Raw genomic sequence first — 19,663 nt, 5'->3', positions numbered from 1 at the left:
TTATCTTTTATAGTCCGAAAATTGATTGACTATTCGGAATGCAGGATTTTAAGAAGCAATTTAGACATATGATGACTTAATGTTACTGTTTTTCAGTTCCAGTACTAAGTCTTGCTGAGAATGGATTCCATTCTAGTAATGTGAGTTTTACTTAAAAATACTCCATGATAGACTTGAAATCTTTTACGTCAAACAATTTTTTGTTTGAGTTTAATTTTTGATATGATTTATTTAATATAATTTATGATCTTACTATGTGATGGAGTTGAGGAATAGAGCTGGGGTATCATCAAAAAGAAAAGAACCGCCTGGAGGTTGCTGACTCTTCTTCGAATCAATGTGCTTGGGGGAGCATAAATTCAGAGAAACTGTGTTGGGGAATACAGTAGATACAGCACCTCCGGGCTTCTTCTTGCATTATATGCTCAAAAGATTCTTGATCAAATTCGAGAACAGCCTTTTTACCAAAAATTTTTACTTGGATCTTTATGTAACTTTTTACAACCTTGATAATTAATCTTTATGACATGGGAATTTTTATTCAATTTATCTACCTCCGGATCATAAATTATTTATACAATAAAGAGGAAATAGGAATCCGTATTCCTCTAAAGAAATAGGGATAAAACTTAGAACAAAGGAGAACCAGTAGATGAATAAAATGACAGAGAAGAAGCTTTCAAAGCAAATTTCACAAGGATCTTTGTTTGGGAATGGGATGCTTTTAACCTCTGAGGAAATTTACACAAGATGTTGGGGCCATTCATGCAATATTAATCTAAACTTAAAAACAAATTGGAAAAGGGCCACATGCTAAAAATTTACTAACTAACAATCTTTAGACAATCTCCAGAAAATTATCTGCATATTAATAAAAGCCAACTTGAAGATCGAGAAACCACAAAATGGTGTATAAAATGGAATACGAACTTGAAGACGTAGAAAGGGATTATATCAGTTTTAGAAAAGAAATGGGAGAAGAATAAACGCAGAAAGAGTAAACTAACCTCTCAATAGTCGACCAACATGTTAGATAACCTCCAAGATCTCAAACAACTTTAAAGACCTCAGATAAACCTCCAAAAATCTCAAACAACTAAAACCAACATATCAAACAACCTAAAACCAACATATCAAACAACTTTAAACCAATATATCAAACAACCTCCAAAGATCTCTAAATATTTAAACAAATGCTTAAGCTCGTTACAAAACTTAATTGATTGTTCAAAACTCAAGGCTCAGGGAACAAGTTCTGAGTTTTGTAATGAGCTCAAAATTGAAATAAAATTAAAGGAGTTTTATTCATGAAACATCTAAAAATATGTCCAAAATGTCACGCTAACTTAAAACTGCGCTCAGACGGCGAGATCCAGTACTGTAGTGTTTGCAAGTACTGGACAAAAGTAGGTACTGCAAGGCTCGATTCAATAATGATTTTTGGATGAGGAGTCTGCATGAAGCTCGATGTAAAATGACAGCATTAACCCTTGAAAACGGGGCAAATCATTATATTTTTACGGAAATATTTTTATGGATAGGATTGCCAGACCAAATTTTTTTCAGACCTATCAGAGTTTCAGCCTGTTCAAATTTCAAACTGCTAAACGCAGTTATAGTTTCTAAAAAATAGTTTCAAAAAAGGCTTCCAAAAAAAGGTTCCAAAAAAGTAATATGAGCAGGATAAATCCTGCTTCATTTTAAATAAGTCTTTAACTTCAAGGACTTTACTTTCTTGACTCAATTGTGCTCTGTGCAGCTACGAGCCTTGCAATCGGAACTCTGTAAGGAGAACAGCTTACATAATTAAGGCCAATTGCATGGGCGAAGTGAATGGATTTTGGCTCTCCGCCATGTTCTCCGCAGATACCCATTTTAAGTTCGGGTTTGACAGAGCGACCTTTTGATATACCGATTTTCATGATCTCGCCAACGCCTTCCTGGTCCAGGACTGCAAACGGATCGTGCTCAAGAATTCCTGCTTTCTGGTAGATAGGCACGAACTTGGACACGTCATCGCGGCTGAACCCGAAGGTTGTCTGAGTCAGGTCATTTGTCCCAAAGGAGAAGAAATCGGCTTCCTGGGCAATCTGGTCTGCGACAATTGCGGCTCTGGGCAGTTCGATCATTGTTCCTACTTTGTAATCGATCTTTACGCCTTTCTCAGCCATTACTGTCTCTGCCATCTTGCAGACTTCTTCCCTTGTAATGGAAAGCTCTTTTACAAGGCCCACGAGTGGAATCATGATTTCAGGAACGATCTGCATACCCTCGTTTGCAAGTTCACAGGCTGCTTCCATGATTGCGCGTACCTGCATATCATAGATTTCCGGATAGGTTATTCCGAGCCTGCATCCCCTGTGGCCGAGCATAGGGTTGAGTTCCTTGAGGGAAACAACTCTCTTGATGATATTCTTTACCTCATCGATCTTTCCGCAGTCTCCTGAGGCTTCGAGCTCCCTGAGCTTTGCATCGAGCTCTTCTTTGTCAGGAAGGAACTCGTGGAGAGGAGGATCAAGCAGTCTGATAGTAACAGGCAGGCCTTCCATGCTGCGGAAGATTCCAAGGAAGTCTTCTTTCTGCATAGGAAGTAATTTTTTGAGGGCTTTCTTCCTGGACTTTTCGTCTTCGGCCATGATCATTTCCCTTACTGCAGGGATCCTGTCTTCTCCGAAGAACATATGCTCAGTTCTGCAAAGTCCTATGCCTTCAGCCCCAAGTTCACGGGCAAGGCCTGCGTCTGCAGGGTTATCTGCGTTTGTTCTCACTCCGAGAGTCCTGATATCGTCGGCCCAGAGAAGAATCTTCTTCAGATCATCACTAATTTCGGCATCAATCAGCTCTACTTTCCCGATAATTACGCTGCCTGTGCTTCCGTCAATGGTAACATATTGATGTTCTTTGATAGTGTGACCGTTTACCATGAAGAGGCGGCTCTTGATGTCGATTGAGATCTCTCCGCAACCTACAACACAGGGCTTACCCATGCCTCTTCCAACGACTGCGGCATGAGAGGTCATTCCACCGCGCACTGTAAGGACACCCTGGGCAGCTGCCATTCCTCCGATATCTTCAGGGGAAGTTTCGGTTCGGACGAGAATTGTCTTTTCTCCTTTTTCAGCCATTTCCTCGGCTGCTTCGGCAGTAAATACAACCTTTCCTACAGCAGCTCCGGGTGATGCCGGAAGTCCTTTTGCGATTACTTCCAGTCTTGCATTGGGATCAATTCTCGGGTGCAGGAGAAGGTCTATATGTTCGGCTTTAACCCTTGTAACTGCAGTTTCCTTATCAATCAGCCCTTCTGCTACCATGTCAGTTGCTAATTTTACGGCTGAAGCAGCTGTACGCTTCCCAGTTCTGGTCTGCAGCATGTAGAGTTTTCCTTCTTGGATAGTAAACTCTATATCCTGCATGTCTTTGAAATGGGCTTCGAGCTTCTGACATATGTCAACAAGCTGGTTGTAGGCTTCAGGGATCTTGTTTCCAAGAGTATCAATAAAATCTGGAGTTCGGATGCCTGCAACAACATCTTCGCCCTGTGCATTAATAAGGTACTCTCCAAAGAATTTTCTTTCCCCTGTAGACGGATTTCTTGTAAAAGCAACTCCTGTGCCTGAGGTATTTCCTCTGTTCCCGTAAACCATGGTCTGTACATTGACAGCTGTGCCCCAACTGTCATCGATTTCGTTAAGCTTTCTGTAAGTGATGGCCCTTGGGTTGTTCCAGGACTCAAAAACAGCATCAATTGCCATCTGAAGCTGGACTTTCGGATCCTGGGGGAAATCAAATCCTTTTTCGAGTTTAATTACTCCCTTGAACCTTTCAGCCAGATTTTTCAGTGCTTTTGCATCGAGATCGGTGTCAGATTCGACTTTAAGTTCTTTTTTCTTGTCCTCAATAAGGGACTCGAACTTGTCGAAGTCAATTCCCAGAACCACATCTCCAAACATAGAGATAAATCTGCGGTAACAATCGTAAGCGAACCTTTCGTCGTTGACTTTATTTGCGAGTCCGAGAACAGATTTGTCCGTGAGTCCAAGGTTAAGGACAGTATCCATCATCCCCGGCATGGACACCCTGGCACCGGACCTTACAGAAACAAGCAGCGGATCTTCTGTGTCTCCCAGTTTTTTGTTGTTTAAAGTCTCGAGCTTATCGATCGCTTCTTCAACCTGTTTGAGTACTTCTTCAGAATACTTCTTGTTCTTCAGATAAAGTACACAAACTTCGGTTGTAATCGTAAAACCTGGCGGTACGGGAATTCCAAGGTTTGCCATTTCAGCAAGGCCTGCGCCCTTACCTCCAAGTAAGTCTCTCATACTACCTTTGCCATCAGTTACATCCTTTCCAAAAAAATATACGAACTTGGACAATGAGTCTCCTCCTTAGAATGAGATCATTAATCGGAGTTAGTGACTGTAATGACCATAATTATGGTCTGATTGCTGCCAACAATGTCCATTTAATATATAAGGTTGTGGTTTCCCTCTTCTAGTTCTTATACTCTACTATATTAAATTAGTCAGGACTAACATATAATATAGTTCTTGCGATATCTTTATATAAAATGAACGTAGACTACATATGCTTTTCAGTCTATAATATATAATCTTATTTATGGCTGACAGAAAAACATGCTCAAAGCCAGGAGATTTTTGCCCTGAGCTGGAAAAAAATACCCTGAGCTAGAGAGAATAGCTATTAACTATTCGTGGCTGATATGAAACGACTCGGTAAAGTGCTGCACAGAACAGGTGTTAAAAACCTGATTATTAGAGGGGATGAGGTAAAACCCGAGAATGTCTCAGATGGTTTTCCTAAATTGAATTCGGTCGTTGTAGATAAGGCCCTGAATCGGATTGGCACGATTGTAAGTGTTTTCGGACCTGTAGGCCATCCATATTTTTTAGTGAAGGGCTTTAAACGAACTTCGGATTCAGAATTTCGAGCTCTTATTAATGAAAGAGTCTATATTCGGTGAAAGCTCTGACATGAATGCGCATTTGAATTCTATATTATGGTTAAACATTAACTAGGTTATATATTTTTTGCTAGTTACAGCCGTGATTTTTCTTATCCTGCCTTTTAGATATCTACTGTAATTTCAGTGGTGCAGTCAAAAATACCGTAAATATAAACATATGATTGTTTTAGTTTGTAAGGTGATATGATATGGTAGAAGTCGAAAGAGTTCGCTATTCGGACACTCTTGAAAGAGAAAAAATACGTGCCATGATCAAAGCTCGCAAAGAGAAGCAAAAGGAGCAAAGTTTTGAGAACGAAAAGGCCGTGTGTCCAGAATGCGGCAGCAGAAACCTCGTCCACGACTATGAGCGAGCCGAGCTCGTGTGTGGGGACTGCGGACTTGTCATTGACGCCGATTTTGTGGATGAAGGCCCTGAATGGCGAGCTTTCGATCATGATCAACGTATGAAGCGTTCCCGTGTGGGTGCGCCTATGACATACACAATCCACGACAAAGGGCTTTCCACAATGATTGACTGGAGGAATCGCGACTCCTATGGGAAGTCAATCTCTTCAAAAAATCGTGCTCAACTCTATCGTTTAAGAAAATGGCAGCGTAGAATTCGTGTAAGTAACGCAACTGAAAGAAACCTTGCATTTGCACTATCTGAACTGGACAGAATGGCTTCTGCTCTCGGTCTTCCGAGAACTGTGAGGGAAACGGCAGCTGTTGTTTACAGAAAAGCTGTGGACAAGAACCTTATTCGTGGAAGAAGCATTGAAGGTGTTGCCGCAGCAGCTCTTTATGCTGCTTGTCGTCAGTGCAGCGTTCCCAGAACTCTTGATGAAATTGAAGAAGTGTCAAGGGTCAGCAGGAAAGAAATCGGAAGAACTTACCGCTTTATTTCCAGAGAACTTGCACTAAAGCTCATGCCCACATCTCCGATCGACTACGTTCCAAGGTTCTGTTCAGGCCTTAACCTTAAAGGAGAAGTCCAGTCCAAGAGTGTTGAGATTCTGAGGCAGGCTTCCGAAAAGGAGCTCACAAGCGGGAGAGGTCCTACAGGAGTTGCTGCTGCTGCAATTTATATTGCGTCCATTCTCTGTGGTGAGCGGAGAACTCAGCGGGAAGTTGCGGATGTAGCCGGGGTTACGGAAGTCACTATCCGAAACAGGTATAAAGAGCTTGCAGAAGAACTGGATATTGAGATTATTCTCTAAATCAAACCTTTTTTCAAAAGGCTTGAAAAAACCCGAGTTGCAGCATGATTAATTTGCGCAATGCAAATTTTAAAAAGTTAATCGAAAGAGATACTGAAATTGTTTCTAAATTTCCTGTTTTTTTGCCAGTAGGTTTTCTCTGTAAAATAGAGATTCCCTATTTTTTACTGGTTTGTTTATTCAAGACATTTATCTGGATCTTCCTGCTTGCGGAGGTTTATTTTCAAAAGAGAATTTTAGACACTTTAAGTTCTTGATCCATAATGCTAACAATTGAAGTTTTGGAAGCTCTTCTTTTAGGTTTCTCTGTAGGTCTTACAGGCGCACTCGTTCCTGGCCCGATGCTTTTTGCAACTATAGAGATTTCGTTAAAGAAAGGCTGGCTTGCAGGCCCACAGGTGGTACTCGGGCATATGCTCGTGGAAGCTGTGCTCTATGTGTTGATTCTTTTAGGGGCTGCTTCGCTTGTCGATAGTGACATGATTTCTTTAATTTTCCTTCTAGGAGGGCTTTCACTTCTGGTATTTGGGCTTCTTACTTTAAAGGAAGCAAGATCTACATCTTCATATGTGAAAACCTCTAAGGAATCTCCAGGCTTGAAGCTTTTTTCTAATCCTGGCTTGATTGGTCTTGTTACTTCGGTTTCTAACCCATACTTCTGGATCTGGTGGCTGACTGCTGGTGGTGCACTTGTACTTAAGGAGTATGAATTAGGAGTTATAATTGCAATAGCTTATATGATCGGACACTGGACTGCAGACCTGGGATGGTTTACTGTCGTATCCGGATCATTCTGCCATGGTAAAACCTTGCTTTCCCAAAAAATGCATAGATGTATTCTTTATACCTGTGGGGTATTCCTGGTAATTTTTGGGTTGTACTTCATGCTTAACTACAATAACTCGATTCACTTATCCTGAGCTTCAGCTTTCCTGAAAGCTAAGATACCCTGAAACTTCGGTTATTCTGAAAGTTAAGTTCGACTATCCCGAAAGTTCACCTGTACTCAGGTTAGTTGTCCCAAATTATTTTTCCTCAGATTAATCAGTTATTCTGGGATTTTTGGTTACTATCTGCGACCACTTACTCAGAAATCTTGTAAAAATTCAATATAGATGGTCTTCTTCAGCTTAGTAATTATCAGCAAACTCGTAATTGCCTGTAAACGATTTTTAGGTATAAATTCGCTGATGGTGTAATTTCTTTTTACTCACTCTTTTCTGCAGGTGTTCTTTGTTTATAGAGCCGTGAAAACATGTATACTCCTCCGCTGAAAGTCGACAGAAACAAAACTACAAGAGTCCTCATGTTCTTGATAGTTTTCCAGCTCCATCTGTTAGCTACGAATAAGGAGCTAAGAGCCAGAGTTATAAGCCCAAAGATGCCGTGAATATACATCATTGCAGGAGCTGCCCTAGCAATTATGAGCCTTAATCCGGAGTACATCATATACAGTAAAGATAAGGCTCCCAGGGTGTATCCTAAAGTGTTTATCTTCCCGTGTCTCTGGATTCCTTCTTTTTTTGAACCGCTTAGCTTCAGCGCAGTAAATCCAAACATATAGGTTAGTAGGGTCGAAACCTGCAGTCCAAGCGAGATTTTCCTGATCTGGTTAATGCTTACTCCCATTACCAATCTTAGCACCCCTAAAGTCAAGTTGAGTTTTTCACCTTATTTTCAAATAAATCTCAGGATTAAAGATCCCTTTGGAAACAAAGTTTCTGAGGCATTTTCCTTTTCCGAAAATTTACTCATACCTTTTCAGGCTTGTTTAAAACGTAAAATCGGACAAATAACCGGATAAGTAACCGAAGAAGACAGAGTTTGAGGTAGTTTATTAATAGAAGGATAGCCTTAGGCTTCCGAAAGGCGATTTTCCATGAAACGGCAGTGCATAAAAGTTCCTAAAAAGAAAGGAGAAACTGTTCGAAGAATACTCCTTGAGCTTGAAATTCTGGATAATTCCGTAAAAATAGGTTCAGATGAAGCATTTCTTTACCTTCCCCTGAGCAGAGAACCTGTTCCTGATGAGCTTGAAAATTTTCCCGAAGAAATTGAGTTTATCGAGTTCGATTTCAAGCTCCAGGAAAAGAAACCTGTTCCGGAAAACCTGCTTGGTTTCAGCCCTGCTTATGAAGTTATAGGGGACATCGCCCTGCTGGAAGATCCTGAGCTTGATAAGCAGAAAGCCTCAAGAATTGCCAATGCCCTACTTCAGACTCAGCCGAATATAAAAACTGTGCTCAAGCCTCTTACTCCTGTTACCGGAGAATTCCGGGTTAGAGAATTTGAGGTTATTGCAGGCGAGATGAGAACCGAAACCATTCATAGGGAATACGGCTGCCGCTACAAAGTCGACCTTGCACGGGCTTATTTTACTCCCCGCCTTTCAACCGAGCGCTCAAGAATCCTTTCCTGGATTAAGGAAGGTGATACTGTTGTCGATATGTTTGCAGGCGTCGGACCTTACAGTATTCTGATCGCAAAGAGCAAAAAGCCTTCAAAAGTCCTGGCAATCGATAAAAATCCGGATGCTGTGCGTTATCTTAGAGAAAATATAATTCTCAATTCTGTAAAAAACATTGAAGCAGTCGAGGGTGATGCCAGGGAAGAAGCAAAAAAGTTTGCAGGCAGTGCCGATCATGTGATTATGAATTTGCCTCATAGCGCCTTTGAATTCCTGGATTCTGCAGTTCTCCTGACAAAACCCGGTGGAATAATCCATTATTATGGAATAACTCCTGAAGACGACCTCTTCGAAAGCTCTATAGAACTCATAAGGAAAGCTGCGGAAAAAGCAGGAAGAAAAATCGAGGTTCTGGATAAAAGGGTAGTCCGTTCGTATGCTCCTCATCAGTATAATATCTGTATAGAGGCCAGGATTGTTTAAAGGGATCAAGGAATCGTTAAACGGAAAATGGGACTATTAACTGTATAATATAATTATTTTGTCTGTACTCTAATTATTTTATCTATATACTAATTATTTAATAGCTAAGATGAATATTTAATGTATAAACAGATCCTTAAACGTACTACACAATTATTTAATGAAAAGAAGGTATTATAAAGGCAACTTGACTATTTAAAGAATGTCAGGTTTATTCAGTCGTTGTAAAAGCAAATAGCTCCCCCCGAGCGAAATAATTAAATTCTTGATCTATGTATTAAGTCTGCTTATTCTTCTGTGCATTTGCCGTCGTGGCTTAGCGGTATAGCGGCTGATTCGTAATCAGCAGGTCGAGGGTTCAAGTCCCCCCGGCGGCTCTTTTTTATTTTTCATGATCAAAGCTTTTTTTCAGTAATTGACAGAAAGTGTAGGTCTTTAAGTTTTCGATTTTTAGACAAAAACTTAAAAAAGCAAATTTTAAATATTGTTGAAATCCACTTTTTATTAATTTTTATAAATAACCGATAAATATTCTGGGAACAGGTATAAGCGGCTATTACATGGCTTTTAGTAAAGATATAGCTAAAAGGTTCTACTCCTATCTTTTAGTTAAAAATGGACATGGAACACTTGCGACCATCTACGGATGAAAAGATGTTTCTCGGTCAGAAGAGTTTCTTCAAAACACGATAGAGTATTTTTCAAATTTTCTTGGTGAAAAAACTGTCTTCCGGCAAAAAATTCGCTGGTTATGGACACTTTGAAATGAGAAAAAACTATTATGACGAAAACGGAGCCATGCTCATCGGAGAAGCAGGAGTTTTTTAGGACTATCTTTGAGGGTTTGGAATGAGATACGCTTTTGAGACTGCAGATCTAGCTACAATTTGAATCCGATTCTAGATTTAATTTAAGACTTGAATGTTTGCATTTTCTACAGTAATTGATGGCGTAAAATAATGTTCTTAGTTTGGGAGTAGAACGTATATTTTTCCTACAAGTGACATATAGCAATTTTTTTATATGTGAAGATTCTTAGATTAAAAGGGGGTATATAATGACTATAAAAAGACTAATTTCTAATATTTTTTTGAATTCTCAAACGTTATCATCATTTTCTGCATTTAACGGCTTCAATCAACCAAAAACCCAAAAAATGATACAAAGTCACATAAAGAGTGATTGTATTTATCACAAGTACTGGTATGAGCCTGTGAACAACGATAACAGTAGACCTAAACATATTCAAATTGACAGGTGCACTTTTGGACTTCTTGCTACAGGAGGATGTAACACTGAATGTAAGTCATATATCCCCTATAACAGATGGAACACTTGTAATGAAGGGAACAAAAACTGATAGCCAGTACAAGAATATTTAGAGTCTTTAAATTACAAATAAAGCCCCTAGGAATGAAATAAGAACTTTTAGTCGGTGTTTTAAGTCTTCTTATTTTCCCTGTAATTTTGCCGTCGTAGTTTAGCGGTATAGAGGTTGACTCGTAATTAGCAGGTTGAGGATTAGAGTTCCCCTTTCGATTCTTTTTTCTTTTTGTTTGATGCTCTTTTTGAAGAAGAACATGAAAATAAAATTAGTTTAGGGATAAGCTCTATCAGTATATTCCTAAGTCGTATCAAGTTAAAGCAGGTAAATGCCATATGAAAAAACTGAAAATGAAAAATGAGTTTCAGATTAAAACAAAATAAGTAAAAAAGGAAAAAGCGCCTGTTTGAGGTGCCTAACCTTATTTTTAAAGTCTTACATCCTTGATACAGATAAGCTGATTGGTCTGGACATCGATGATTTTGATATGAACAATATTACCAGCCTTAGGTTCGACTCCTGTAAAAATGTTTGCTCCAGTTGTATCTATTAATTTGAGAGTCTTTACAGAACCCACATCTAAGGCGCCAAGACCTGGATAAGAGCTAGCTGCAGGATCATTGTTAGCAACTTTTATTGTGTAAGACTGACCGTTTTCGAGGGACGCAGTAACTTTTGTTTTTTCAGCGTCTTCGAAATGAATTATGTCTCCTCCTAGGTGTTCGATTTTTACAGATGCTATTGCTGCATTAGTACCACTACCAGAAATTCCAGCTGCTCTAATCTCAAGATTCGCCTGTGGTGCAGACTTGGCAGGTCCCATACCAAACACTGAAGAACCGATTGCAGCGGCGAGGATGACAGTTATTGCAACCATCAAAATGACACCGATAACCGGGGAAACTGCTTTGTCATCTTTTCTAAATAATTTCTTGAAATCCATATGTTTCTCCCTCCTGGTTAAACGTATTCGGACAGTAACAGACTGACAGACTGCCAGATACCTTTAACACCTGATAATAAAATTAACAATACTTTTTTATTTTGACTGTTGTACTCAACTTCTTATATATATTTAAACTTTTGCTGGGCGTAACAAAGAATAAACTATGTTATCATAGTAAAATATTTCAGCAAGATATCTATAAGCAACTCCACCTTAATAAATTTTCTCAGACAGTCAAGTTAATATTCCATTAAATACACTTTAGAAAATTGGTAACTAAATTTTTAGGAAGTGGTTTTTATCGTGGAGGGCAAAAAGCGCTGTGTACTTTACCAGGACTGCCAGGGAGTTTCAGAAGTATATGGGCAATTGCTCATGATGAGTATAGTAGTTCTGGCTTTTTCTACGATAGGGCTGGCCGTATTTTCCGATGGGGGAGTTGTAAAACCGGAACATACTCCGAATACCGATCTGCAAGAGAATTTCAATAGAAGTACCAATACCTTACAGATCATCCATCGCGGAGGGGAAGCCATTGATGAGTCTGCTATCAAAATAATTGTTAATGTCAATGGGGAGAAAAGGGGGGAATTTGATAGTAATAGTGACAACTTTACTGTTAAAAACCCCAATGGAACTGCTTCCAGTGACGATGTTTTCACTCTTGGTGATTGTATAGAAATCAATACCGAGAGCATGGAACTCAAGGCAGGAGAAGACATAGATATATTCTTTATCGATAAGCCATCCGATCAGGTAATCCAGAGGGCAGTACTCCAGAGAGGTTCCTGGAAAGTTCCTGAGTGGATAACTCCACACCCTTATGGGAGTGTTTACAGTAACTCCACAGAGAACGGGGGATGGCAGCCTACCGAGATGGTTGATGCCATCAATGATGGTATTTATACAAAAGATTCAGTTCCAAAAGACCAACTTGTATATCAGGAGTTCCAATTTGGGATAGATACGGATGAAATGGAGATTTCAGATCCTTTAAGTCAGGTTCAGTTAAAAATAATTTATGAATCTCATGATTGTAGCCCGAATGAGTTTCCACTTTCTCTGTACAACGGTTCTGACTGGGTGAGAATAAATTATACTATGAAAGAAAATTATGATTTTTCACAATGCGAGGCTGACGGTGAGACTGTCTTTGATATAAATTTAGCACCGTATTATGTCAATACTACTGAGAAACTCGAAAAATTGGTAGTCAGATTTTCAGCCACTGGAAACACAGCCACTGGAAACGTATCCACTGGAAACGTATCCACTGATAAATATTATTGCGTTGACTTCATAGGAATTAATGTGGACTTTTAATGTAAAAGTCCAGGGGAATAATGCATGGGGGCTGAAAAAATGCAAAAAGATAATTCGGACAAAATCGGATTCGAAAAAAAGTTTTTTTCCCATTCGGAATTTGCAACATCAACTGTTATTGGGGCAGTACTGTTGCTGGGAATCATATCTTCGGCATTAACTATCGTATATGTAGGCTGTATTCCTGAGTGGAAAAACGATGCTGAATACTCTCATATGGGGGATGTATGTGAAGATATGGCAGAAGTTAAGTCAAAAATAGATATGATGTCAATCATCCTGGCTTCAAATCCAGATTCTTCCTATTCTAACTCTTTGAACCCTAGCTCTTCAGCTCCTCAGTTAATCATGAGTGTGCCTTTCAATATGGGTGGTGGAGACCTCCCACTTGTAGGTCCTATAAAATCGAGCGGAACTCTTGCTGTAAATAAAGATAATTGTAAAATAGGCATAGTAGCAACAGTGGTAACACCTAACGGTTCTACCAGTCGTTCTCAGTTAATCAACTGTGGCACTATTACTTACAATTCTCAGAATAATTACTATGTGGATCAGGCTTTCAGTTACGAAAACGGAGCTATAATTCTTAACCAGAATCAAGTTCCTGGACAGGAAGACCAGTCAGTTATGATGCTCTATCCTTCAATTCGTATTTCCAAGGCACTAGATGACAATTCTGCAGCAACTAAATACAATTTCACTATAAACAATATTAGAACATTCCAACCTTATGTTCCCCCAAAAGTTATTTCCTCAAATAGAGGATGCTCTCTTCGCCTTATAGGAATTAATTATAGAGACTATAGATCTTTGTATGAAATCAACGAAACAGTTGGAGAAAATTTAACGAGATTGGAACTAACGGTTTGGACGGAACATCCTGCAGCTTGGGAACAGTATTTTAAGAAAATAACTAAGGATGCAAACATAGATTCCTTAGATTATGACCTTGAATGTCCTCCTGAAGTCCCATTCGTACGTTTGACGTTTCCCCAAACAAACACGAAGGGTTTGAAAGGATTATACGTTAGTGAAACTGTGATCAAGGCTGAACCTGGAATTGGCTTGAATTGAAAAGAAAGCAAGGAAAATATTTAAAAAATATCAAAATTCAAACTTAAGGTTTCGAAAATGCTCCCGAATGCCTCCACTAAAAGAAAAGGGACAGAAGAGGGAAAAGTAGGGCTATTTTTCCGTTTTTCAAAATCTGAGTCAGCTGCTGCAACAGCTGTTATAGCAATACTATTATTGGGACTAATATTCACAATAGTTACTGTAGTCAGGCTTGAATACGTTCCAGAGTGGAAAAACGATGCTGAGCAGGACTACATGTATGATATATTGAACGATATGTGGGTAGTAAAAACTAATATTGATGTACTCTCCAGACTCATGGAATTAAACAATACTGCAAGTAATAACATTTCGGTAACTGCTCCTATAGATCTTGGGGGAGGAGAAATCCCTTTTTTAGAACCTTTAAAATCGAATGGAAAACTTGAGGTGAATACTGAAAGATATGCAATGACAGTAGTAATGCGCAATCCTTCTCAAAAAATAACACCTGACAACATTACTTTTGAGTGTGGAGGAATCACCTGCTACTCTGAAAACAAGCAGTATCCTGACCAGGTCATCAGGTATGAAAACGGAGCTTTGATTCTTGCAAATGGTAAAAGTTCCGTAATGAGACAACCGCCTTCAATAACTATCGAAAATAAGACTAACGAAAATAACTACACAGTCACGATTCAGACAGTTCAACTTTCAGGGAAGCGCGATTTTACATCCTCAAATACTATCGTTCCTCTTCAACTAACAGGATATAAAACAGAGCCTGTACTTGATAGTAATGACTACAAAAACACAAGTACATCTATCAACGCATTTAACCTGACAATTGCCACGAGGTACCCTGATGCGTGGATTGAATACTTTAACGAAACGGCACAAGATAAAGGATTTAAATATGAAAAAGATTATACTGTTCAACACTTGAAGGGCTCTGGCCATGTGCGCTTCTCTTTCCTACCCAATAGCACCAAAAACCTCGAAAGGCTCTATATAAGTAAAACGACAATAGGTGCAGAACTTGGAGAAGGAAATAATTTCAATTCTAATTTGATGAAGCTAAATCAACGGTACTGTTTTGACACATTTACTGGAATGCATAATAGTATAGCGTTATCTCCGTCTCCTAATTCTTCAATTCTTAAAGATTATGACCCTTCAAAGTCTCCATTTCCATTAGGAAACTCCCCAGGTGTAGATTTAACTCCTTATAGCCCTCAAAATGAGTTCTCACAGCATCTAAATAATAATAGTAATGTTGAATTAACATTCAGATTTAACAATTACAGTAGTTTTGATTTCAGTCCATCCCAGGCAACAGTTGTGATAATTTATAAGTATCATGCAGATGACCTTAATTATAGTGGGCCAAAAATGGAAATGTTGCTTTCAGGAAAAAGTACTCCTTCAATAAATCATCTACCTGCGGGTAACTGGAGTCTTTACAGTAGTACACTTTCAGTATCATCAGCTTCGCCTTCAGACCTCGTACTTAACTTGAAAGTTAGTACTGACAATAACGAACAGGGTACATTCTATATCGATTACCTTGCAGTCTCTCTTAGCTAACGGAAAAGAAAAAAGCATATGGATACATATGTTTTCCATATACTCAAAAAGCGAGAAAACCGATTCATATGCCCGAAAAATATACCACTCCTTATCCTGCAAAAAGAATATACTCAGACGGCAGATCTGAAGATATTAAAGTGCTGCTTGCAAAGGAATGCCCTGTTAAACTTTTTCTCAATGGAAAACTCTTTACGACACTTTTTGCCTCCCCGCTCGAACTTAAAGAGCTTGCTGTCGGCCATCTGATTACAGAAGGCATTGTCAGTTTCAGGGAAATCGAAAATATTGAGGTAGAAGGCAGTACTGTTCATGTCTGGACTCGAAAGGAGAGCCAGGAGATCTATGCAGAAACCTTCGGAGAAGTCGGAGAAGCCGGAGAAGCCGAAGAAGTTGGAGAAGTTGAAGAAGTCGGAAAAGCCGGAAAAAAAGAAAAGGCCAGCAGAGATATTTTTGTAGATTCTGACTCTATATTTGAATCGCAAGTCGTTTTTGCAGGTACAGAATACCTTGAATCTGACACATACAAACTTACCAGAGGAACCCATCTGGCAGCCCTGATAGACCGAAGCGGAAAACTTGCGGTGCAAATAGTTGACGTCGGACGGCATAATGCCGTAGACAAAGCCGTAGGGGCTGCCTTTCTCAAAGGTCTTGACCTCTCACAACATTACATGCTCTCGACAGGTCGGCAGCCTGCCTATATGGTCATAAAAGCCGCTCGAGCAGGGATCCCTCTTATAGCCACCAAATCCATGCCCTTCGACTCAGGTGTTGAAGCCGCAAAAAAAGCAAACGTATGCCTAATAGGCCAGCTTAGAAAAGAATCCATGCTCATCTTCGCCAGCGAATGGCGGGTAAAATTTTAATTCGTTTCAAGTTTGCTTCGCTGAAAGGGGGTTTTCGCTCAAGCATTTTTTAAAAAGGCTTGGCATTAAGCTTCTTCAAAAGCCATGCCATGTTCTGGCCCAGAGTCTGCATTGTTTGAATGCCCTCTTCATCTTTTTCAACGTCCCCTTCGGCAAGCCCTATTCCCACATTCCAGTAGCTTGATCCCGGGATTATCATCTGTGAAATTGTGAAGAAATGGTTGATTGAGTCAAAAACGTGAATTGAGCCTGCTCTTCTCACTGCAACAACTGCAGCTCCGGCTTTATGCTTGAACATTTCGCTGTTGGCTTTAGCAACAAAACCTGCCCTGTCAATTAAAGCTTTAAGTTCGGGAGTTAAGTCTGCAAAATAAGTAGGCGAAGCTAGAATTATGCCGTCGGCTTCAATCATTTTTTCTATGCATTCGTTGACTATATCCTTGTCATTTATACATTTCTTATCCATTTTTTCGTAGCATTTCCCGCAAGCTGTGCAGCCGTGAATTTTTTTTCCTCCCACCTGCATAACTTCGGTTTCTATTCCTTCCTTTTCAAGTTCTGCAAGGACATACTTTATAAGGGAAGCCGTATTTCCTTCCTTTCTCGGACTTCCGTTAAACGCAACAACTTTCATTTCTTTATTCCTCCACTGGACTGTTTCTACTCTCTATGCTCTACTCTCTATTCTCTACTCTCTACTCTCTACTCTCTATTCTCTACTCTCTATTCTCTACTCTCTACTCTCTATTCTCTACTCTCTACTCTCTATTCTCTACTCTCTATTCTCTACTCTCTATTCTCTACTCTCTATTCTCTACTTTCTATTCTCTACTCTTATTCTCTGTTTCCTCTTCCTTTTTTCGAATTGATCTCCTTTCAGGCTTTTCTCTATTTTTCAGGCAGAACTAGCATAGTTGCTTTCAATCCAGTAATATATTCCTCAATGGAATATAACCAGGGCGTTATTTCTATTTAAACATATTAATTATTTATACTCAGATTTATAGGTAATTAACTCTTAAGCATGCCTAACATTTAAATTTTTTTAATCTTTATATCTCGAAACCCGAATATTTTACATGAAAAATATGTTTTTTAGTGGATATCCGCTAGAGTTAACCCCCTTATTAGAAATACATATTTCGTCATCAGAGATACATGGTTGATAATCTCTCTGAAAAAGTTGATAAATTCTCTGAAAAGAATGTTTATATTTACCTTAGTCCATAAACAATATAACAAACTTTCAACTGAAAGGGGGGATCAGATGAAAGAATCAAAAATTTTTCTATTTATGGCTTTTGTTACAATGTTAATATTATTTAGCATAATTCCAGAAGTCTCCTTCGCTACCAAAGATTGCTCTGAACGCGGAAAAGGCAACCAAAATAAGTATATAAGCGAAGGTGTCCGCAATCTATCTAATAATAACACAGGTGACGCTGGTGATTCTGCGATAGATAAGGAAAGGCTTCAGATCAATTCCAGTGTAAAAGATAGGAACAGAACCTCAGACTACAAGCAAGAAAAAAAACCAAATAATTGAGGAGGCAGAAAATGGTCAAATTTGCTCACCTGCTCGTACTGTCAGCTTTAATTGTCTGGCTTGCAGTATCCGTTTGTGTCGGGGATAGTACATCTGAAGTAAAAGAATCAAAGGCAGACCCAGACGTTGATGAGATGAAAAATGGCGAACCGGATGAAGATCTCGAAGCGGGACTTACGGAGGTTGAAATTCAGGAGTTTGATTCTGAGATGAAGGATCTTGAGCACTTGCTTGAGAATGCAAGTCCTGAAGAAGAGATAGTAATTGAAGAGCTGTGGAATGAAAATGAAAAGTGAAAACTCTACATAAAATAGTAAACATTATACTTTATTGACTCATATTATGAATTTACTATTTGTAGCAAAATCACTTTCAAGACACATCTCATATTTTACCCTCAAAAGGGTTCTTGTCTGGAACAGAAGAATATTGTTATTGATCTTTATTTTTCTCTGCCATATCTACTTTCTTCTTTTTAATTTACTTACTACTGCATTAATTCGGTATTGATTTCCCAAAATTGTTCGAGAATAGGTTAAAAATTAAACAGATGAAACACACCTGAAATATTACAGTGTTTTTCTATAGACATTAACCTCAGTTTCTTTTTCAAGATATTCCGAAAGCAATGGAAATATTTCTTTAAAATAACTGGAATTTAAATGCTGATCAAGGCTTTTTTCATCTTTCCATTCTTCTAAAAATGTCAGGTTTCCTGAGTTTTCAAGTTCCTGGTACAGCCCATAATCGATGCAGCCTTCATCCTTTAATGATGCTTCAACAAGTTTTCTGCATAATCCTAAAAATTCCTGAGTCTTCTCAGGTTTGACATAACTTTTTGCAACCACACGTATTGTCAAAAAATCACCAGCGTTTAGTAAAAATTATTCTCCTGAATTTTCGACTCAGTTCCAAAATCTAGTGATGAAAGTAAGTGTAACATCACTACATAAAGTTATAATTCTCTAATTATGTAATGATGTTACGGCAAAAACAATGGTAATTATAAATCTTACTCTTAATAACTTATCGGAACTCCCTGCTCTCTCATACCTTTTTGATAGTTATAGCAATGATTACGAATATACCACAAGAGGAATTTTTCGTAGAAAAATTCCTCCAGCCTGCCCTATTTGCAGTGCTCCTATGGTTCATAACGGCTATAATCTATACATCAAAAAAGGTCTTGGAAAAATCAGCATTGGTCGATACAAATGCCAAAATTGTGGTAGTACAGACGAAGAAGATCATAGTTTTTGGGAAGGTCTGAAAACTTTACTTTTTGATTCATTTAATAATTTTTTCCAGGTGCTCAGATACCATAAAGTTTCTTATGATGGAATTTCTGATATAATGAGCTTCATATTTCCAAGATCAAGAAGCACTATTTTTAGAACATTCAACAAAGAAATGGAACAGGAAAATGTTCCAATTTTAGAAAATGTACATATGGTGCACTATGACGAACAGCATCCAAAAGAGGGACGTTGTCAGAAATACCGTTTAACATTACTGGATGCAAAAACTCAAAGAACAATAGCAGATGAACTTTTTGAGGATAAAAGTTCAGAAACCATCAAAACGTTTCTACGAAAAAATCTAGATACATCAGAACCTGTGTTTATTGTTACGGATTTTGATAAGAGATACCCAGATATTTTAAAGGAAGTTTTTGGGGATAAGTTAGTGCATCAATACTGTTTGATGCACTTAAACAAGCTTATAGTTAGCGATTTTCCGAAGAAAACAACAATTGAACAGGAACTATTAAAATACAGGTTATTGAATATATTTTACAATCGTGAAAATGAGATTAAATTCCTGGAAAAAATTCTATCTGAAGAACTTAACGTAATTATGAATGAAGAAAAGCATCAAGAATGGAGTATAAAGGCAAAAAAGGAATTTAACCGATTTAGATATAAATTGAAGCTAGAAA

The 19,663-nt window shown here is 38.6% G+C and carries 17 protein-coding genes and 1 tRNA gene; 13 read left to right on the top strand and 5 right to left on the bottom strand.

Annotation, left to right across the window (positions count from 1 at the left end; translation table 11 throughout):
- The first annotated feature begins 1,307 nt into the window (after positions 1–1,307).
- Positions 1,308–1,448, top strand: coding sequence for a hypothetical protein (locus tag ASJ81_RS22680; protein WP_170943227.1), 141 nt, complete (start codon positions 1,308–1,310; stop codon positions 1,446–1,448).
- 279 nt (positions 1,449–1,727) lie between these two features.
- Here ASJ81_RS22680 and ppdK read toward each other — a convergent pair whose 3' ends face one another.
- Positions 1,728–4,373, bottom strand: a complete 2,646-nt coding sequence (gene ppdK / locus ASJ81_RS06940) for a pyruvate, phosphate dikinase (protein ID WP_095643843.1) — start codon at positions 4,371–4,373, stop codon at positions 1,728–1,730.
- Positions 4,374–4,720: 347 nt separating this feature from the next.
- Here ppdK and ASJ81_RS06935 point away from each other — a divergent pair, with 347 nt between their 5' ends.
- The 3 genes from ASJ81_RS06935 to ASJ81_RS06925 all read left to right on the top strand — a co-directional run bounded on the left by ASJ81_RS06935 (position 4,721) and on the right by ASJ81_RS06925 (position 7,106).
- Positions 4,721–4,981, top strand: a complete 261-nt coding sequence (locus ASJ81_RS06935; protein ID WP_048108122.1) for a Gar1/Naf1 family protein — start codon at positions 4,721–4,723, stop codon at positions 4,979–4,981.
- 191 nt (positions 4,982–5,172) lie between these two features.
- On the top strand, positions 5,173–6,186 hold the full coding sequence (locus tag ASJ81_RS06930) for a transcription initiation factor IIB (RefSeq protein ID WP_011020659.1): 1,014 nt from the start codon (positions 5,173–5,175) through the stop codon (positions 6,184–6,186).
- 263 nt (positions 6,187–6,449) lie between these two features.
- Positions 6,450–7,106, top strand: a complete 657-nt coding sequence (locus ASJ81_RS06925; RefSeq protein WP_095643842.1) for a LysE family transporter — start codon at positions 6,450–6,452, stop codon at positions 7,104–7,106.
- A gap of 286 nt (positions 7,107–7,392) precedes the next feature.
- Here ASJ81_RS06925 and ASJ81_RS23600 read toward each other — a convergent pair whose 3' ends face one another.
- The gene (locus tag ASJ81_RS23600) at positions 7,393–7,821 is read right to left on the bottom strand and encodes a hypothetical protein (protein WP_245859886.1); all 429 of its coding nucleotides are present in this window, start codon (positions 7,819–7,821) and stop codon (positions 7,393–7,395) included.
- Between the two features lie 244 nt (positions 7,822–8,065).
- Between ASJ81_RS23600 and ASJ81_RS06915 the strand changes: the two genes are divergently transcribed.
- Positions 8,066–9,076 (top strand): class I SAM-dependent methyltransferase, encoded by a 1,011-nt coding sequence (locus tag ASJ81_RS06915; protein ID WP_095643841.1) that lies wholly within the window; start codon positions 8,066–8,068, stop codon positions 9,074–9,076.
- 305 nt (positions 9,077–9,381) lie between these two features.
- Positions 9,382–9,453: transfer RNA gene (locus tag ASJ81_RS06910), tRNA-Thr, on the top strand.
- A 1,374-nt stretch (positions 9,454–10,827) separates the two neighbouring features.
- Here the strand turns inward: ASJ81_RS06910 and ASJ81_RS06900 are convergent.
- A complete protein-coding gene (locus tag ASJ81_RS06900; protein ID WP_095643840.1) occupies positions 10,828–11,343 on the bottom strand; it encodes a type IV pilin in 516 nt (171 codons plus the stop codon).
- Between the two features lie 306 nt (positions 11,344–11,649).
- Between ASJ81_RS06900 and ASJ81_RS06895 the strand changes: the two genes are divergently transcribed.
- From ASJ81_RS06895 to fdhD, 4 genes are all read left to right on the top strand, one after another.
- The gene (locus tag ASJ81_RS06895; RefSeq protein ID WP_095643839.1) at positions 11,650–12,669 is read left to right on the top strand and encodes a type IV pilin N-terminal domain-containing protein; all 1,020 of its coding nucleotides are present in this window, start codon (positions 11,650–11,652) and stop codon (positions 12,667–12,669) included.
- 24 nt (positions 12,670–12,693) lie between these two features.
- Positions 12,694–13,743, top strand: a complete 1,050-nt coding sequence (locus ASJ81_RS06890) for a hypothetical protein (protein WP_245859884.1) — start codon at positions 12,694–12,696, stop codon at positions 13,741–13,743.
- 57 nt (positions 13,744–13,800) lie between these two features.
- A complete protein-coding gene (locus ASJ81_RS06885) occupies positions 13,801–15,309 on the top strand; it encodes a DUF7289 family protein (protein WP_095643838.1) in 1,509 nt (502 codons plus the stop codon).
- 68 nt (positions 15,310–15,377) lie between these two features.
- On the top strand, positions 15,378–16,178 hold the full coding sequence (fdhD, locus tag ASJ81_RS06880) for a formate dehydrogenase accessory sulfurtransferase FdhD (RefSeq protein WP_095643837.1): 801 nt from the start codon (positions 15,378–15,380) through the stop codon (positions 16,176–16,178).
- A gap of 49 nt (positions 16,179–16,227) precedes the next feature.
- Here the strand turns inward: fdhD and ASJ81_RS06875 are convergent, their stop codons facing one another.
- Positions 16,228–16,812 carry a flavodoxin family protein gene (locus ASJ81_RS06875; protein ID WP_095643836.1) on the bottom strand — a complete coding sequence of 195 codons (585 nt, stop codon included), beginning with the start codon at positions 16,810–16,812 and terminating at the stop codon, positions 16,228–16,230.
- A 633-nt stretch (positions 16,813–17,445) separates the two neighbouring features.
- Here ASJ81_RS06875 and ASJ81_RS06865 point away from each other — a divergent pair.
- Both ASJ81_RS06865 and ASJ81_RS06860 read left to right on the top strand, forming a co-directional pair.
- Complete coding sequence (locus tag ASJ81_RS06865; RefSeq protein ID WP_141241612.1) at positions 17,446–17,724, top strand: hypothetical protein; 279 nt, start codon at positions 17,446–17,448, stop codon at positions 17,722–17,724.
- 11 nt (positions 17,725–17,735) lie between these two features.
- A complete protein-coding gene (locus tag ASJ81_RS06860; protein WP_170943226.1) occupies positions 17,736–18,020 on the top strand; it encodes a hypothetical protein in 285 nt (94 codons plus the stop codon).
- A 273-nt stretch (positions 18,021–18,293) separates the two neighbouring features.
- On the opposite strand, the gene ASJ81_RS06855 is transcribed toward ASJ81_RS06860, so the two are convergent.
- The gene (locus ASJ81_RS06855) at positions 18,294–18,572 is read right to left on the bottom strand and encodes a putative quinol monooxygenase (RefSeq protein WP_245859882.1); all 279 of its coding nucleotides are present in this window, start codon (positions 18,570–18,572) and stop codon (positions 18,294–18,296) included.
- 148 nt (positions 18,573–18,720) lie between these two features.
- Here ASJ81_RS06855 and ASJ81_RS06850 point away from each other — a divergent pair.
- A partial coding sequence (locus tag ASJ81_RS06850; RefSeq protein ID WP_095642727.1) for an ISNCY family transposase occupies positions 18,721–19,663 on the top strand: 943 nt, incomplete at its 3' end.

Origin of the sequence: Methanosarcina spelaei (assembly GCF_002287235.1) — an archaeon.
GTDB lineage: Archaea > Halobacteriota > Methanosarcinia > Methanosarcinales > Methanosarcinaceae > Methanosarcina > Methanosarcina spelaei.
The sequence above is the reverse complement of the archived record's forward strand: the minus strand, read 5'-3'. Positions and strand labels throughout refer to the sequence as shown.

Excerpts from the sequence above, each read along its gene's own strand:
- ASJ81_RS22680 (WP_170943227.1), top strand. The coding sequence starts at position 1,308 with ATGAAACATCTAAAAATATGTCCAAAATGTCACGCTAACTTAAAACTG.
- ASJ81_RS06935 (WP_048108122.1), top strand. The coding sequence starts at position 4,721 with ATGAAACGACTCGGTAAAGTGCTGCACAGAACAGGTGTTAAAAACCTG.
- ASJ81_RS06930 (WP_011020659.1), top strand. The coding sequence starts at position 5,173 with ATGGTAGAAGTCGAAAGAGTTCGCTATTCGGACACTCTTGAAAGAGAA.
- ASJ81_RS06925 (WP_095643842.1), top strand. The coding sequence starts at position 6,450 with ATGCTAACAATTGAAGTTTTGGAAGCTCTTCTTTTAGGTTTCTCTGTA.
- ASJ81_RS06915 (WP_095643841.1), top strand. The coding sequence starts at position 8,066 with ATGAAACGGCAGTGCATAAAAGTTCCTAAAAAGAAAGGAGAAACTGTT.
- ASJ81_RS06900 (WP_095643840.1), bottom strand. The coding sequence starts at position 11,343 with ATGGATTTCAAGAAATTATTTAGAAAAGATGACAAAGCAGTTTCCCCG.
- ASJ81_RS06890 (WP_245859884.1), top strand. The coding sequence starts at position 12,694 with ATGGGGGCTGAAAAAATGCAAAAAGATAATTCGGACAAAATCGGATTC.
- ASJ81_RS06885 (WP_095643838.1), top strand. The coding sequence starts at position 13,801 with ATGCTCCCGAATGCCTCCACTAAAAGAAAAGGGACAGAAGAGGGAAAA.
- fdhD (WP_095643837.1), top strand. The coding sequence starts at position 15,378 with ATGCCCGAAAAATATACCACTCCTTATCCTGCAAAAAGAATATACTCA.
- ASJ81_RS06875 (WP_095643836.1), bottom strand. The coding sequence starts at position 16,812 with ATGAAAGTTGTTGCGTTTAACGGAAGTCCGAGAAAGGAAGGAAATACG.
- ASJ81_RS06865 (WP_141241612.1), top strand. The coding sequence starts at position 17,446 with ATGAAAGAATCAAAAATTTTTCTATTTATGGCTTTTGTTACAATGTTA.
- ASJ81_RS06860 (WP_170943226.1), top strand. The coding sequence starts at position 17,736 with ATGGTCAAATTTGCTCACCTGCTCGTACTGTCAGCTTTAATTGTCTGG.